The organism is Dolichospermum sp. LEGE 00246 (assembly GCF_015207865.1).
Taxonomy (GTDB): Bacteria; Cyanobacteriota; Cyanobacteriia; order Cyanobacteriales; family Nostocaceae; genus Dolichospermum; species Dolichospermum heterosporum.
In genome coordinates, this window is the sequence record NZ_JADEWA010000080.1 from 1 (window position 1) to 15411 (window position 15411).

The 15411-nt window shown below is 41.2% G+C and carries 12 protein-coding genes and 1 pseudogene; 11 read left to right on the forward strand and 2 right to left on the reverse strand.

Annotated features, from left to right (window positions below):
* From IQ228_RS08275 to IQ228_RS08290, 4 genes are all read left to right on the forward strand, one after another.
* Positions 1-406, forward strand: a 406-nt coding sequence (locus IQ228_RS08275) for a response regulator (protein ID WP_193962599.1), incomplete at its 5' end; no start/stop codon positions are given.
* Between the two features lie 160 nt (positions 407-566).
* Complete coding sequence (pyrH, locus tag IQ228_RS08280) at positions 567-1295, forward strand: UMP kinase (RefSeq protein WP_027403325.1); 729 nt, start codon at positions 567-569, stop codon at positions 1293-1295.
* On the forward strand, positions 1282-1830 hold the full coding sequence (gene frr / locus IQ228_RS08285; protein WP_027403324.1) for a ribosome recycling factor: 549 nt from the start codon (positions 1282-1284) through the stop codon (positions 1828-1830). The genes pyrH and frr overlap by 14 nt, the downstream gene beginning before the upstream one ends.
* Positions 1831-2105: 275 nt before the next feature.
* Entirely contained in the window at positions 2106-3224 is a 1119-nt protein-coding gene (locus IQ228_RS08290) for a geranylgeranyl reductase family protein (protein ID WP_027403323.1), read from the forward strand.
* Between the two features lie 110 nt (positions 3225-3334).
* Here the strand turns inward: IQ228_RS08290 and IQ228_RS08295 are convergent, their stop codons facing one another.
* Both IQ228_RS08295 and IQ228_RS08300 read right to left on the reverse strand, forming a co-directional pair.
* On the reverse strand, positions 3335-4420 hold the full coding sequence (locus IQ228_RS08295) for an AI-2E family transporter (protein WP_193962600.1): 1086 nt from the start codon (positions 4418-4420) through the stop codon (positions 3335-3337).
* Between the two features lie 88 nt (positions 4421-4508).
* The gene (locus IQ228_RS08300; RefSeq protein ID WP_035082563.1) at positions 4509-4700 is read right to left on the reverse strand and encodes a hypothetical protein; all 192 of its coding nucleotides are present in this window, start codon (positions 4698-4700) and stop codon (positions 4509-4511) included.
* A 383-nt stretch (positions 4701-5083) separates the two neighbouring features.
* On the opposite strand from IQ228_RS08300, the gene ftsH reads away from it, so the two are divergent.
* The 7 genes and pseudogenes from ftsH to IQ228_RS08335 all read left to right on the forward strand — a co-directional run bounded on the left by ftsH (position 5084) and on the right by IQ228_RS08335 (position 15311).
* Positions 5084-7021: an ATP-dependent zinc metalloprotease FtsH gene (gene ftsH, locus IQ228_RS08305; RefSeq protein WP_193962602.1), complete on the forward strand. Its 1938-nt coding sequence runs from the start codon at positions 5084-5086 to the stop codon at positions 7019-7021.
* 1532 nt (positions 7022-8553) lie between these two features.
* Positions 8554-9087, forward strand: coding sequence for a YdcF family protein (locus IQ228_RS08310; protein ID WP_027403320.1), 534 nt, complete (start codon positions 8554-8556; stop codon positions 9085-9087).
* A 213-nt stretch (positions 9088-9300) separates the two neighbouring features.
* Positions 9301-10464, forward strand: coding sequence for a GuaB3 family IMP dehydrogenase-related protein (locus IQ228_RS08315; protein ID WP_193962601.1), 1164 nt, complete (start codon positions 9301-9303; stop codon positions 10462-10464).
* A gap of 525 nt (positions 10465-10989) precedes the next feature.
* Positions 10990-11313 (forward strand): thioredoxin, encoded by a 324-nt coding sequence (gene trxA / locus IQ228_RS08320; protein ID WP_027403318.1) that lies wholly within the window; start codon positions 10990-10992, stop codon positions 11311-11313.
* A gap of 443 nt (positions 11314-11756) precedes the next feature.
* Positions 11757-12827 (forward strand): LOG family protein, encoded by a 1071-nt coding sequence (locus IQ228_RS08325; RefSeq protein WP_027403317.1) that lies wholly within the window; start codon positions 11757-11759, stop codon positions 12825-12827.
* A gap of 362 nt (positions 12828-13189) precedes the next feature.
* Positions 13190-13417: pseudogene (locus IQ228_RS08330) on the forward strand (RNA-guided endonuclease TnpB family protein); the annotation flags it as partial.
* Positions 13418-13988: 571 nt separating this feature from the next.
* The gene (locus tag IQ228_RS08335; protein WP_027403315.1) at positions 13989-15311 is read left to right on the forward strand and encodes a D-alanyl-D-alanine carboxypeptidase; all 1323 of its coding nucleotides are present in this window, start codon (positions 13989-13991) and stop codon (positions 15309-15311) included.
* Positions 15312-15411 lie beyond the last annotated feature (100 nt).

Here is a 15411-nt window from a genome sequence, read left to right on the forward strand (position 1 = left end):
CACCTCCCCCACCCCCCCATCTTTAGCCAGTGTGCGGGTGCTAATTGTAGATGATGAACCAGATATCCGCCAATTATTCCGAATAGTCTTGGAGGAATACGGTGCTGAAGTCACAGATACTGGATCTGTAAGGGAGACTTTATCAATATTCAGGAATAATCCTGGTGGCTACGACGTACTCGTATCTGATATTGGTCTACCAGAAGAAGATGGTTATATGCTAATTCGTCAGATTCGGGAGCTAAGTCCCGAAGCAGGTGGGCAGATTCCCGCTGTTGCCCTGACTGCTTATACCGGAGAAGCGGAGGAAACAGCCGCTTTGGCAGCAGGATTTCAAATCCATATTGCCAAACCAATAGAACCGGATCAATTAGTATCTGTGGTTGGTTCTTTAGCCGGAAGGTAGGGGCTGATTTGAACTTTTAAAAATACCTACTCCCTGCCCCCTGCCCCCGCTCTCTCCTCACAGATAACTTTTTCAGCCAGCCCTAAATAGACACAGATAGTCACTCTACTGCTATCTTAAATTGGAGGCAATTGCAACTTTTTTGATAAAGCGGAACTTCATGGGAACGAATTACCGACGGGTTTTACTTAAACTGAGCGGTGAAGCCTTAATGGGCAACTTAGGCTATGGCATTGACCCAGAAGTGGTCGAGGAAATAGCCAAGGAAATAGGAGAGGTGATAGCTACTGGTGTGCAGGTGGCTATCGTGGTTGGTGGTGGCAATATTTTTCGAGGCATTAAAGCAGCATCAGCAGGTATGGATCGGGCAACCGCTGACTATATCGGGATGATTGCCACGGTAATGAATGCCATGACCTTGCAAGATTCTCTAGAACGGATGGGAATTCAGACAAGGGTGCAAACTGCGATCGCTATGCAAGAATTAGCAGAACCATATATTCGCCGTCGTGCCATTCGTCATCTTGAAAAAGGACGGGTGGTAATTTTTGGCGCAGGTTCAGGGAATCCCTTCTTTACTACAGATACTACTGCGGCATTAAGAGCGGCAGAAATTGAAGCAGAAGTGATTTTCAAAGCTACTAAAGTAGACGGCATTTACGATGCTGACCCCAAACTTTATCCTGATGCCAAGCGTTTTACCACCCTTACCTACGCCCACGTATTGGCTAAAGATTTGCGAGTTATGGATAGTACCGCAATTGCTCTATGTAAAGAAAATAATCTCCCCATTTTAGTATTTGACCTCACGGTGCGAGGTAACATCCACCGGGCAGTCATGGGAGAATCTATTGGCACTCTTGTGGGAGGTTCTTGTGAAATTAGCTGAAGCTGAAAGTACGATGCAAAAAACCGTTGAGTCTACTCAACGAGCTTTTAATACAATTCGTACTGGTCGCGCCAATTCGAGTTTATTAGATAAAGTCCAAGTGGAGTATTACGGTACACCAACATCCTTGAAATCTCTGGCAAACATTACCACGCCAGACTCTTCAACCATCCTGATTCAGCCCTACGATAAGGGCAGCTTAAATATCATTGAAAAAGCTATTTCTCTGTCGGACGTGGGCTTAACTCCCAGTAACGACGGTGTTGTGATTCGGTTGAATATTCCCCCACTAACCAGCGATCGCCGGAAAGAATTTGTTAAGCTTGCGTCCAAGTATGCTGAAGAAGGTCGTGTAGCAATTCGCAATATCCGCCGGGATGCTATCGAGTCCATTCGCAAACAGGAAAAAAGTGCGGAAATCTCCGAAGATGAATCACGAGATCAGCAAGACAAACTCCAAAGACTGACCAACAAGCACACAGAAAAAATAGACCACTTGTTTGTAGAAAAGGAAAAAGAGATCACCACTGTGTAAGGTGACAGGTGATAGGTGACAGGTGACAGGTGACAGGTGACAGGTAAGAATTTTACCAATCACCAATCACCAATCACCAAACTCCATTTACTAAAAATTAATAAAAAAATCATCACCCCTTATATATACTGGACATCTCCAGAAATTAAATATGCGTATCCTAGAACCCTTGTAGAGACGTTCCATGGGTAGGGATTCTCGGCTCTACATTCTTTTCTGGAGATGTCTACTGAAAAATCAACTAAGTTAAAATAGAACGCAAAAAATTAGTCATTATGTACGATTGTATAATTGTCGGTGCCGGACCTGCGGGGGGAACAGCAGCATATCATCTAGCCAAAAAAGGACGCTCAGTCTTAGTCTTAGAAAAAGAATCCCTACCCAGATATAAGCCCTGTGGCGGTGGCGTGTCACCTAGCGTAGCTCAATGGTTCGACTTTGACTTTAGCCCTGCTATCTCTACCAAAGCTGACTCTTTGCGCTTTACCTGGGAATTGGGCGATCCTGTAGAAGCAAAAATTGACACCAAAGAACCCGTTTGGATGGTGCGGCGGGATATTTTTGATCATTTCCTGATCCAACAAGCTCAAAATCAAGGGGCTGAACTACGAGACAAAACAGAAGTTAGAGGAATAGAATTTAAAACCGATGCTTGGCAAGTTACCACAGCCACAGGCATAGTCACTGGTCGTTATCTCATCGCTGCTGATGGTGCAAAAGGTCTCATGGCTAAATGGCTAGGGTTTAAAGACCGTAAACGCCGATTAGCCGGGGCATTAGAAGCAGAAATTCCGGCAATTGTCGAGAAAAAAACCACAATTCACTTTGAGTTTGGCTTGGTCAAAAACGGCTATATCTGGAACTTCCCCAAAACTGACTGTCATTCTATCGGAGTCGGCACTTTTATGGGTGGCGAACCCCAAGACTTTAAGAAAATTTTAGATGAATATGCCAAATCTTTTAATTTAGATATCAAAACTAGTAAACAATACGGTCATCCTCTATGTATTTGGGATGGAAACCAAAAACTCCATACCCAAAATGCAGTTTTAGCTGGAGAAGCAGCCTGTCTAGTTGATCCCTTTACCGCCGAAGGTATTCGTCCCTCGATTTTTAGCGCCGTTCTTGCCGCAGGATTTATTCACGATGCTTTAAATGGTGATATTAACGCCCTAGAAAACTATACCGATGCCATTAACGAACAATGGGGAAATGATATGGCTTGGGCGCAAAAACTAGCAGGGGCATTTTATCGCTTCCCCGGTATTGGTTATAGAGTTGGTGTTAAACGTCCCTCTGGCGCTCAAATCATGGGTAAAATCCTCTGTGGAGAATTACGTTATAGTGATGTCGCTGGTCGCGCCTTAAAGCGGTTAATTCCTGGTTTTGGTTGATATTGCAGAAGTCACCGAGGTAGGGGCGCAGGGCGTGCGCCCAGTCAGAAATGAATTACGCCAACCTACTTAATCAAAGCAAAAAAAAAGAAAATTTCTCCTCTACACTCCTACACCTGATCATTGATATCGGAATATTCCTCAACAATCACTAATTCCGTATGATCTTCTTGATCATTATTCCATTGATCTAAAACATCTTTAATTAATACTTCTTGTACCCAAATTTTGGCAACAACCGTCAGAGGAAGTGCTAAAAATAATCCTAAAAATCCAAAAAATGTCACAAAAAATAACTGAGAAATTAAAGTCACGGCTGGTAGTAAAGATACTTGATGTGCCATAACTACAGGCGTGATGAAATTACTCTCAGCCTGTTGAATAAAAAAGTAGAGAATAAACACAGCAACAGCTTTCCAGGGATTATCTAAAAGAGCGATCGCCATTGCTGGGACTACACTCATAGTTGGACCCAAATTAGGAATTAAATTCATAAATCCCGCTAACACGCCCAAAGCTAGTGCAGCCTTCACTCCTAAAATTGATAAACCCACCAAACTCATCAGCCCTACCACCAAAACACCAATAGAAGCACCAGTCACCCATCCTCCTAAAGAAACTTCACATTCCTGTACAATCCCCCCTACCCGCCGCCGATAAAAGGAGGGAAATATGCGAATAAATACTTTTTGATAAGCATCAGGATTAACTAAAAACATTCCTGTTAACACCAGGACTAATAGAATTTTGAGAACAACTTCTAAAGATCCAGAAACAAAAGCAAAAGAGTTACCTAATAGGCGATTAAATAGTGGTTGAGCTTGTTCAATTAAACTATTAAGATCCGGTATATAAGGCAATAATTGTTCAGGAATATGACTTCTTTGGACATCAATCCAACTATTAAAACGTCCAAATCCTTGGGGAACTCGATAAGTGAGTTCATGAAATTGCTGGATAAAAGGTGGTACGATTAACCAGAAAAAACAGACAACACCTGCAAAGAAAATCCCTACAGCTAATAAAACTGATAATCCTCGTTTTATTCCTAAACTTTGAAAGCGCCGGGCGAGACGATTTAAAGTCGTCGCTAAAACAACCGCCGCAAATATTAGTAGCAGAACGTCACGAAGTTGCCACAATACATATAAAGATATAACTAAGGCAATTAAGCCTATCCATTGACCAAGATTCACAAGCAAGACTCCCAGCTTGGTAAAATGCCTTTTGATGACAATGCAGTTAGGTTAGCTGATTTTAGCAACACGGACTATATTTTTTCTGTTAATTTTGCTTTTGTCTTGGTATTCGCCACAGTAGAGCGATCGCCATAATCATAGTTGGTGATAAAATCATAATTAACACATTTGCCACCGTTGCGGGAATCCATAAAAACGGAGCAGCATATTTAATTAATACTGAGAGCAAAGTCGAAAATAATAGCAGCTTCAGCAAGAATCCCAGTTGATTTTCCATGACAGTGCGGTAAACACATAATTTTACAGTGCATCTACTAATTTAAACCTTACTGTCCAGTTTCTACAATAGTCATTGAATATAAAGTAGGTTGGCGTTGAAAATTGTCATTATGGCAAGGCAAAAGGCAAGAGGCAAGAGGCAAGAGTGAAGAGGGTTTGGGCAATTTTACGTTTCTTTACATAGTTTGGTTTTATTGTGTTCACCTACTAAAACTTGCCATTTTTATTAAGTTGATATTTATCAGGCGTTAAAAATTAACTAACTAAGTAGGGTTTGCTGATAGCGCAGCGTGGCGTTAGTCATACTTCTAGCCCTCACAGATAACTTTTTCAGCAAACCCTACTTACTGACTCATGACCAAATTTCCTAGAGGTGAAATTATGCCCGTAGAAACTAATCATGAAAACGAGATGAAACCCCCGAAAATTAGACAATTTGGTGGTAGCCTTCTAATTTTATTGACTTTTTTGTTATTGCTAAACTTGATAATTCCCAGTTTAATGGGAACTCGATTACAGCAAGTTCCCTATAGTGATTTTATTGCTCAGGTTCAAGCAGGTAAAGTAGATAAAGCCATTGTTGGTAGCGATCGCATCGAATATTCTATCAAAACCCAAACCCCCGCAGGTAAAATCGTTGAACAAGTATTTCGCACCACACCAGTCGCCATTGACTTAGATTTACCGAAAATTCTCCGGGATAATCATGTCGAATTTACCGCCCCACCACCCAACGAAACCGCCTGGATTGGGACTTTATTAAGTTGGGTTGCGCCCCCCTTAATTTTCTTCAGTATTTGGGCATTTTTAATGAGTCGTCAAGGTGGCGGACCTGCTGCACTCACAGTCGGGAAAAGCAAAGCCCGCATTTATTCTGAAGGCGGCACAGGTGTAAAATTCCTGGATGTAGCGGGTGTAGATGAAGCCAAAGCCGAACTTGAAGAAATCGTTGATTTTCTCAAAAATGCCAGCAAATACACTACTTTAGGGGCAAAAATTCCCAAAGGTGTCTTATTAGTTGGACCACCGGGTACAGGTAAAACATTACTAGCAAAAGCGATCGCTGGCGAAGCCAGTGTTCCCTTCTTCAGCATCTCCGGTTCTGAATTTATCGAATTATTCGTTGGTGTTGGTGCAGCGCGAGTCCGTGATTTATTTGAACAAGCCAAAGAACAAGCCCCTTGCATCGTCTTCATTGACGAACTGGACGCACTGGGTAAATCTCGCGGTGGACCGAGTGGTTTCGTCGGTGGTAACGATGAACGAGAACAAACCCTCAACCAACTACTCACGGAAATGGATGGTTTTGATGCCAACACTGGTGTAATTATCATCGCCGCCACCAACCGTCCCGAAGTTCTTGATCCCGCTTTACGTCGTCCTGGTCGTTTTGACCGTCAAGTTGTCGTAGATAGACCTGATAAAATCGGTCGGGAAGCCATTCTCAACGTCCACGCCAGAAACGTCAAATTAGCCACAGATGTTGATTTAGGCATTATAGCCACCCGCACTCCAGGCTTTGCCGGTGCAGATTTAGCCAACCTAGTTAATGAAGCCGCATTATTAGCCGCGAGAAACAATCGTCCAGCCGTAATCATGGCAGATTTCAACGAAGCCATTGAACGTTTAGTAGCGGGTTTAGAAAAACGTTCTCGTGTCTTAAATGAACTTGAGAAAAAAACCGTCGCTTATCACGAAGTAGGACACGCTATCATTGGTGCATTAATGCCCGGCGCTGGTAAAGTTGAGAAAATTTCCGTTGTTCCCCGTGGTGTTGGTGCATTGGGTTATACAATCCAAATGCCAGAAGAAGACCGCTTCTTAATGATAGAAGATGAAATTCGCGGACGGATTGCCATTTTATTAGGAGGACGCGCCGCTGAGGAAATCGTGTTTGGGAAAGTATCTACCGGTGCTGCGGACGATATTCAAAAAGCCACAGACTTAGCAGAACGGACTGTAACTATTTATGGTATGAGTGATAAACTCGGTCCAGTCGCTTTCGAGAAAGTTCAACAGCAGTTTATGGAAGGTTATGGAAATCCTCGCCGGCCAATCAGTCCCCAAGTAGCAGAAGAAATTGATCACGAAGTTAAGCGGATAGTGGATCATGCTCACCATATCGCCTTAACTATTCTCCAATTTAACCGCAACTTACTGGAAGAAATTGCCCAGGAATTGCTGCAAAAAGAAATTCTTGAAGGTGGGTATCTCCGCGAACGTATTACCAAAACCCAAGCCCCAGAAGAACTTACAGAATGGCTACGTACTGGTAAGTTGGACAATGACAAGCCATTAATGCAAACTCTGTTAATGTAAGTAGGTTAGCGTTGAAAATTATCCTTATAGCAAGGCAATAGGCAATAGGCAATAGGCAAGAGTAAAGAAGTTTTCAGCGATTTTACCTTTCTTTACACAGTTTGGTTTTATTGTGTTCACCTACTTAGCAAAAATTATTCCCTCAACAATTTTAGCCATGAATTTGCTCAGAAATGATCTAGTTTGAGCGATCGCAAAAATTTCCTATTGACAAATTGACAAAAAAGTGATATCTAGCCTGTCAATGTTATTAATTTTAGTGATATTTAGGACTTATGCACGAGTCACGGAATAACGAACCACAGAGAACACAGAGAACACAGAGAAATGAGGGTTTGAGGAATATTTTGCGTAAGTCCTGATATTAAATCAACATGAATTACCTTAACTTCGATATATCGTAGGGGTAAAGCAAGAGCTTCATTGGTGTCAACTTAATGTAAAACCCATAACCTGACTGGGAGTCACGGAATAACGAACCACAGAGAACACAGAGAACACAGAGAAATGAGGATTTGAGGAATATTTTGCGTAAGTCCTGATATTAAATCAACATGAATTATCTTAACTTCGATATATCGTAGGGGTAAAGCAAGAGCTTCATTGGTGTCAACTTAATGTAAAACCCATAACCCGACTGGGAATGATAGCGTAGCGTGGCGTAGCGTGGCGTAAGCTGTATTCCCAGTCCCATAGCAGAAGTTGTCTTTTGATGACTGAATAAGTAGGTTGGCGTTGAAAATTGTCGTTATGGCAAGGCAATAGGCAAGAGTGAAGAGGGTTTGGGCGATTTTACGTTTCTTTACACAGTTTGGTTTTATTGTGTTCACCTACTTAGCAAAAATTATTCCCTCAACAATTTTAGCCATGAATTTGCTCAGAAATGATCTAATTTGAGCGATCGCAAAAATTTCCTATTGACAAATTGACAAAAAAGTGATGTCTAACCTGTCAATGTTATTAATTTTAGTGATATTTAGGACTTATGCACGAGTCACGGAATAACGAACCACAGAGAACACAGAGAACACGGAGAAATGAGGGTTTGAGGAATATTTTGCTTAAGTCCTGATATTAAATCAACATGAATTACCTTAACTTCGATATATCGTAGGGGTAAAGCAAGTTGACAAAAAACTTTTTCAAGAAACTCTATATATTTCCTGATTGTATAATTAAGAACGGAATAAGTAAGTGGAGATGAGATAACCAAAATGCGTGAAGACTTGCCTATTGCCTATTGCCTTGCCATAACGACAATTTTCAACGCTAACCTAATTAGATGAATGGTAAGACACCTTTGATTAATTTTCTTAGATAGTTTAGGATATGGCAGAAATTATAGCGACGTAGATTCAGCTACTATGATTGCAAAGTTATCAGCTTCTTTTTAGCCATACTTCGCAAAGACTTATACTTAACCATCATCCTTATGCGTCATGGTACTAATTTTTAAAGAAAATTCTCGCCCGAATAGACATACTTATCAAGCCTTGAATAAGCTAATTTTGACAGGGAAATCTGTGAGAGTTATGGCTTGTCTCCTACCCTTATTTATCTGGTGGGGGTGCAAAGCAGTACAAAACCAATTTGTACAACCACAAGCAATATTAGTTTTAGGCGGTTCTACTCCCTTACTAGAAAGAGAAAAGTTTACAGCCAAATTAGCTCGTCAGTATCCCAATATACCTATTTGGATTTCTGGAGGCAGTCCACCTCAGCATACTAAAAAAATATTTGCCAAGGCAGGAGTTGATACCCAACGTTTAAATTTAGACTATGAAGCTGTAGACACAGTTACTAATTTTACTACTACAGTGGATGAATTGCGATCGCGGGGGATCAAAAGTGTTTATTTAATTACATCTGACTTTCATATGCGTCGTGCTTGCGTCGTTGGTGAAATTATCTTGGGTAGTCGGGGTATGAATTTTAAACCCGTATCAGTTCCTTCAGAAAATTCACCAGAACCGATTCAAAAATCTATTCGGGATGGTGCTAGGGCAATTATTTGGGTAGCCACAGGTTATACAGGTGCTAATTATCCCAATAAAAGTAAACCCTAGCACCGCAGGGCAGAAGTCAAAAGTCAAAAGTCAAAAGTCAAAAATAATATGGCGTAGGCTTTTTAGTGATTGAGAATGGTTGGCTTATTTACACCGTTCTGTATCTAGCACATCGGAACGGAATTAAAAATCAGAAATTTTGAATTGTCCCCAATTCCCAAGATCACCACAATTTGATACCCTAGCTTAAACAGTTTTGAGAAAAGTTAAAGCGTGGAAATTCAACTTGGGCGGGGAAAAGTGGCGCGTCGAGCCTATGGAATTGACGAAATTGCTTTAGTCCCTGGTAACAGAACTCTCGATCCGAGTTTAGCTGATACTAAGTGGCAAATCGGCAATATTGAGCGAGAAATCCCCATTATTGCCAGTGCAATGGATGGTGTGGTTGATGTACAAATGGCTGTTCGCTTGTCCCAGTTGGGGGCATTTGGCGTAATTAATTTAGAAGGTGTCCAAACTCGCTATGCCGACCCCGAACCGATTTTAGATCGGATTGCCTCCGTCGGCAAAGATGAATTTGTCAGCCTGATGCAAGAACTATATGCTGAACCAATAAAGCCGGAATTAATTGAAAAACGTATTCAGGAAATTAAACAACAAGGCGGTATTGCGGCAGTTAGCGCAACTCCAGCAGGTGCAAGCAAATATGGCGAAGTCGTAACTAAAGCTGGAGCAGATCTATTTTTTATCCAAGCTACAGTAGTTTCTACTGATCATATATCTCCAGAATCTATTACTCCCCTTGATTTAGCCGAGTTTTGCAGTTCTATGGCTATCCCTGTGGCTTTGGGAAATTGCGTTACATATCAAGTCACCTTAGAATTGATGAAAGCTGGTGCAGCAGCGGTATTGGTAGGTATTGGACCCGGTGCTGCTTGTACTTCTCGTGGAGTGTTGGGCGTGGGCGTACCTCAAGCTACTGCGATCGCCGATTGTACAGCCGCTAGAGACGATTATTATCGGGAAACCGGTAAATATATCCCCATCATCGCTGACGGTGGTTTAATCACCGGAGGAGACATCTGTAAATGTATTGCCTGCGGTGCTGACGCTGTTATGATTGGTTCTCCATTTGCCAGAGCCACCGAAGCCCCTGGGCGTGGTTATCACTGGGGTATGGCAACTCCTAGCCCAGTCTTACCTCGTGGGACTCGCATTCGCGTGGGTACAACTGGAACTCTAGAACAAATACTCAGAGGACCGGCTGGTTTGGATGATGGTACTCATAATCTTTTAGGAGCTTTAAAGACGAGTATGGGAACTTTAGGGGCTAAAAACATTAAGGAAATGCAGCAGGTTGAAGTTGTCATTGCTCCTTCTTTGTTAACAGAAGGTAAGGTTTACCAAAAAGCCCAACAGTTAGGTATGGGTAAATAACTCACTCAGGTCATTGGTCATTGGTTAGTGGTCAGTGGTCATTGGTTAGTGGTCAGTGGTCATTGGTCATTGGTTAGTGGTTAGTGGTTAGTGGTTAGTGGTTAGTGGTTAGTGGTTAGTGGTTAGTGGTCAGTGGTTAGTGGTTTTCTGCTAACAATAGACATCTCCGAAAATTAAATGTGCGTCGTTTGAACCCCTTGTAGAGACGTTCCATGGAACGTCTCTACAAGCTTTACCGGAGAAGTCTAATGGGCAACGGACAACTAACTACTGACAATTGACAACAACTTTGAGAATGACTGAAAAAATCACATATCTAGCCTACAATAGAGATGGCGGAGACAAAAGTTTCCGTTCACTCCTCACACCACACTCCGCCCGGACTAATGTTCGGGCGGTTCCTTATGGTAGGGATTAGTTTTCTAGTTTCCTGGCAAATGTATATCCTTTATCCTTAATAGGATGTTTTTGCTATGGTAGAATTTTCACCAACCTCGGAAATATCTTATGTAAAGGTTTTTAGGTATGTCAGCAGCAGAACAAGTTACAGATTCTACGTTTAAGCAAGAAGTCCTCGACAGCGAAGTTCCCGTATTAGTTGACTTTTGGGCTCCTTGGTGTGGTCCATGCCGCATGGTAGCCCCTGTTGTGGACGAAATCGCCACTCAGTATGGAGATCAATTAAAAGTTGTGAAAGTTAATACTGATGAAAATCCTCAGATTGCTAGTCAGTATGGTATTCGCAGTATTCCTACATTAATGATTTTCAAAGATGGACAAAAAGTAGATATGGTGGTCGGTGCTGTACCTAAAACCACTTTAGCTAACACTTTGGAAAAGTATCTTTAAGCTGAATAGACAATAAACTTAGCTTAAACAGTAGAAGCCTCTCACCTACCCGATAGGGAGGTGATGAGATGAATACAATACGCGTAAGTGAAGAATTGACCAACGAGCAAAATTGAGCATAGCGAAATCAGCAATGTTGGTCGGTGTTAGCGCAGCGGCACAAAGTGCGGAACGAACACTTTTTTCGTTTTTCTCCAAATATCTGATATAACACTCAGTGATAGGTGTAACCCAAATTAAATGCACCAGAAGCAGCCTATTACAAAAGTTAAAAATTATCTCCAAATGTTTGAAAAGTCATGATTGCTGTATCAAATGTTTTACCCCTCCCTATCCCTCCCCTTTATAAGGGGAGGGAACTGGATTTTTATTGTTGGTTGATTTGCGCTTTACTGTATTAGCAACTTTCGTTAAAATATAATGCCATTATTGCGGCAGTAAGTATGACTTCTGAAGCGTCCTTTTTTTCATTAGATTCTCTCCAAGCAGATATTGCTGAACTCATAGACCGTTTACCGACACTAAAACATAGGCAATTTATTCAGCAATCACTCACTACAATTTTGCGTCTTGCTGATAGTGATATTGAACGTCTCGATTGGAAAATATTATCTGCCGCTTTAGCAGATATGGAATGTGGTTTCCAATTATTTTATAACTACCGCCATGTTCGGAAAATTACTATTTTTGGTTCTGCCCGTCTAGCACCAGATACACTAGCATATCAAATGGCAGTTGCATTTAGTCGCGCTGTTTCTGCACTAGGATTTATGATTATGACAGGTGGTGGTGGTGGGATTATGCAAGCTGGTCAAGAAGGTGCTGGTAGGGAAAATTCTTTTGGTTTAAATATTCAGTTACCTTTTGAGCAACAAGCTAACCCAATTATTGAAGGTGATGCTAAACTAATTAATTTTAAATACTTTTTCACTCGCAAGTTATTTCTTCTGAAAGAAAGTGATGCTGTGGCTTTGTTTCCCGGTGGTTTTGGCACTCAAGATGAGGCTTTTGAATGTATGACATTGAGCCAAACAGGTAAATTTGGTCCAGTTCCTTTGGTGTTAATTGATCAACCAGGAGGCGATTATTGGCGTTCTTGGAGTCAATATATTGATGAGAAATTGGTAAAAACAGGGCTTGTTAGTGCAGATGATCCGAGTTTGTACACTGTTACAGATAATCTTGAAGTTGCTTGTAATGCCATTACTGGATTTTACCGAATTTATCACTCTAGTCGTTATGTTGGTGATCAGTTGGTGATCCGGTTAAAAGAAGATTTATCCGATGCTCAAGTGGAATTACTTAATACTCATTTTTGTGATATTTTGCTGACAGGTAAAATTGTTAAAACCCAAGCATTACCGCAGGAGGAACAAGATGAAACATCTAGTTTACCCCGGTTAGTTTTAAATTTTAATCAACGAGATTTAGGGCGTTTATATCAAATGATTGGAGTAATTAATCAGGTGGGTGTTCCCACTCCAGAGGAATTGGCACATCCAGAAAGGAAGTAACCTATACCAATTTATTAATTAGCCAAAATATTTTACTCAATACTTACAGGTCGTAAACAATAAACCAATGATAAGTAGGTAAAGAGAAAAATTTAAAGGTATGTGACGAAATGTAAATTCAATGAATGCCTTGCAAATAGGTTATTTCACGGTTTTTACAAAACTAAACATATATCGTTTTTATTATGTTTACCTACTTAGTTCTAGAGTATAAAGTTAAGGGTAAACAACATCAATACAACGCCATAAGTAGGTGAACACAATAAAACCAATTTGTGTAAAGAAAAGTAAAATCGCCCAAACCCTCTTCACTCTTGCCTCTTGCATGAGTGCCTCTTGCCTTTCCATAACGACGATTTTCAATGCTAACCTACTTAGACGATGCAATTCGGACTACCCAATTCATTCGCAATAAAGCGATTAGATATTGGATGGATGCACCACGCAAGCTAAAAATTGATAAGTTTGCTCTTAATAAATACTCTACTGAACAACGGATAGAATTCCCCTTTGCTGCTGAATTAAACTCAATGGCTGTACAATCAGCCGCAGAAAGGGCTGGGTCTGCCATATCAAGGTTTTACGACAATAAACACTTAAAGTATCAGTGTCAACAATACTGATAAATATAATCAGGCTCGTATATTAGTATAAGTTGCTAGGAAAAGAGGGAATTAAAAGTTAAAAATAGTCTCACAATACAGCACTTCCCGATGTTATGAGGTACAAGAACCCCACCCCCAACCCCCTCCAGTATCAAAAGCTTATCCTTTTCTTCCCTCCGCTGCGGGGGGATTGAGGGGGCTAAGATGTACCTCATAAGAGCGGAAACCGCTGTATCAATACCTTGTCCAAATTGGCAAAAGCCTTGATTTGTAGGTTGGATATCAGCTTAAGGGACTTCCAAGAAATAAATTATCCTGATTAACGAACCACAGAGGCGCAGAGGACACAGAGGAATAAGGGTTTGAGAGATTTTTGCGTTAGGTGGTTGAGTATTTTTTTATTTGGAAGTCCTTAAAAAATATGAAACCCAACAAATGCGCTGGGTTGCGCTGTCGCTTAACCCAAACTACAGAAAATGGACAAGATATTGAATATAGTTTACGCTTACGAAATTAAAGAAAACTCTTACCAATTAACGAATAAAGGAATTTAAATATGCTGGAATTATTAGGATCAGGTTTGTTTTCTATGTGGCTAGAAGTGGCTAAGGCGCAGATTCAACCTTTAGAAGCCTTAAGTGTCTTGGCTTGGCAAGGTAGCTCTAGCTTGATTCTTGTCCCTGATCCAAGTCCAGCAGGCGCTATTACGGTTCACGAATATCTTAATGGGTTAATTACGTCAAAATTAATTGACCAAAATCTTATGTCCTCTCAGGGGATTTGGTTACAGTCGGGACCAATGCTGATGGCTAATCATCAAGGTACTATACCTTTACCCGCTGCTTCTTTAACTAAGGTTGCTACTTCATTGGTGGCTTTGAAAGCTTGGGGACCGAATCACCAATTTGAGACTTTAGTTAGTAGCACTGGACCTTTAGTAAATGGGGTGGTGCAGGGTGATTTAGTGATTACTGGTAGTGGTGATCCTATGTTTGTGGGGGAGGAAGCGATCGCCCTGGGAAATACTCTGAATAAAATGGGTATTAAGCAAGTTAAGGGCAATTTGGTAATTACTGGGGCTTTTGCGATGAATTTCCAACGTCATCCCTTGCTCGCCGGTCAATTACTCAAACAAGCACTAAATCATCAAACTTGGTCTCGTTCTGTGGTTTTCCAACACTCAGTTATGCCCAAGGGAACACCCAAACCCCAAGTGATTATTGCTGGTAATATTCAAGCAGATCCTCAACCGAGAGTTGGACAGACTTTACTAATCCGTCATTTTTCCTTACCTTTGCAAAAAATCATTAAGGAAATGAATGTTTTTAGTAATAACGATATTGCGGAAATGTTAGCCGATTCTGTGGGAGGTGCAGATGTAGTTAGCGCCACAGCATCCCAACTGGCTAGATTCCCAAAGTCAGAAATTCTCTTGATTAATGGTTCTGGTTTAGGGAAGGAAAATCGAATTTCTCCCAGGGGGGTTTGTGCTATGTTCATGGCATTACAACGGGAAGCTAGTTTTTATCAGTTAAATTTAGCTGATTTATTTCCTACCTCTGGACTAGATCATAGAGGCACGATACATTCTCGACATATGCCCAAAGCAACGGTAATGAAAACTGGTACTCTCAATAATGTTAGTGCTTTAGCTGGAGTTGTCCCCACACGCGATCGCGGCTTGGTTTGGTTTACAATCATTAATCGTGGTGGCAATGTATCAGCTTTTCGAGTTCAACAAGATAAACTTCTCCAGACTTTAGAAAAAGAATTAGAAGTATCTACTGACACTCCCGATCCTGTCACACCTCGATTAGATAATTCTTTACCAAATTTTGGTGCAGCTAATCGCAATCAAGTTTTGTATAAGCAATCATAGGAGTTAGGAGTTAGGAGTTAGGAGTTAGGAGTCAGGAGTCGGAAGGAAGAAGGAAGAAGGAAGAAAATAAATTTATACCCTGCCCCCTGCCCCCTACTCC

Excerpts from the sequence above, each read along its gene's own strand:
- ftsH (WP_193962602.1), top strand. The coding sequence starts at position 5,084 with ATGCCCGTAGAAACTAATCATGAAAACGAGATGAAACCCCCGAAAATT.
- IQ228_RS08335 (WP_027403315.1), top strand. The coding sequence starts at position 13,989 with ATGCTGGAATTATTAGGATCAGGTTTGTTTTCTATGTGGCTAGAAGTG.
- IQ228_RS08300 (WP_035082563.1), bottom strand. The coding sequence starts at position 4,700 with ATGGAAAATCAACTGGGATTCTTGCTGAAGCTGCTATTATTTTCGACT.
- IQ228_RS08290 (WP_027403323.1), top strand. The coding sequence starts at position 2,106 with ATGTACGATTGTATAATTGTCGGTGCCGGACCTGCGGGGGGAACAGCA.
- pyrH (WP_027403325.1), top strand. The coding sequence starts at position 567 with ATGGGAACGAATTACCGACGGGTTTTACTTAAACTGAGCGGTGAAGCC.
- IQ228_RS08325 (WP_027403317.1), top strand. The coding sequence starts at position 11,757 with ATGACTTCTGAAGCGTCCTTTTTTTCATTAGATTCTCTCCAAGCAGAT.
- IQ228_RS08310 (WP_027403320.1), top strand. The coding sequence starts at position 8,554 with ATGGCTTGTCTCCTACCCTTATTTATCTGGTGGGGGTGCAAAGCAGTA.
- trxA (WP_027403318.1), top strand. The coding sequence starts at position 10,990 with ATGTCAGCAGCAGAACAAGTTACAGATTCTACGTTTAAGCAAGAAGTC.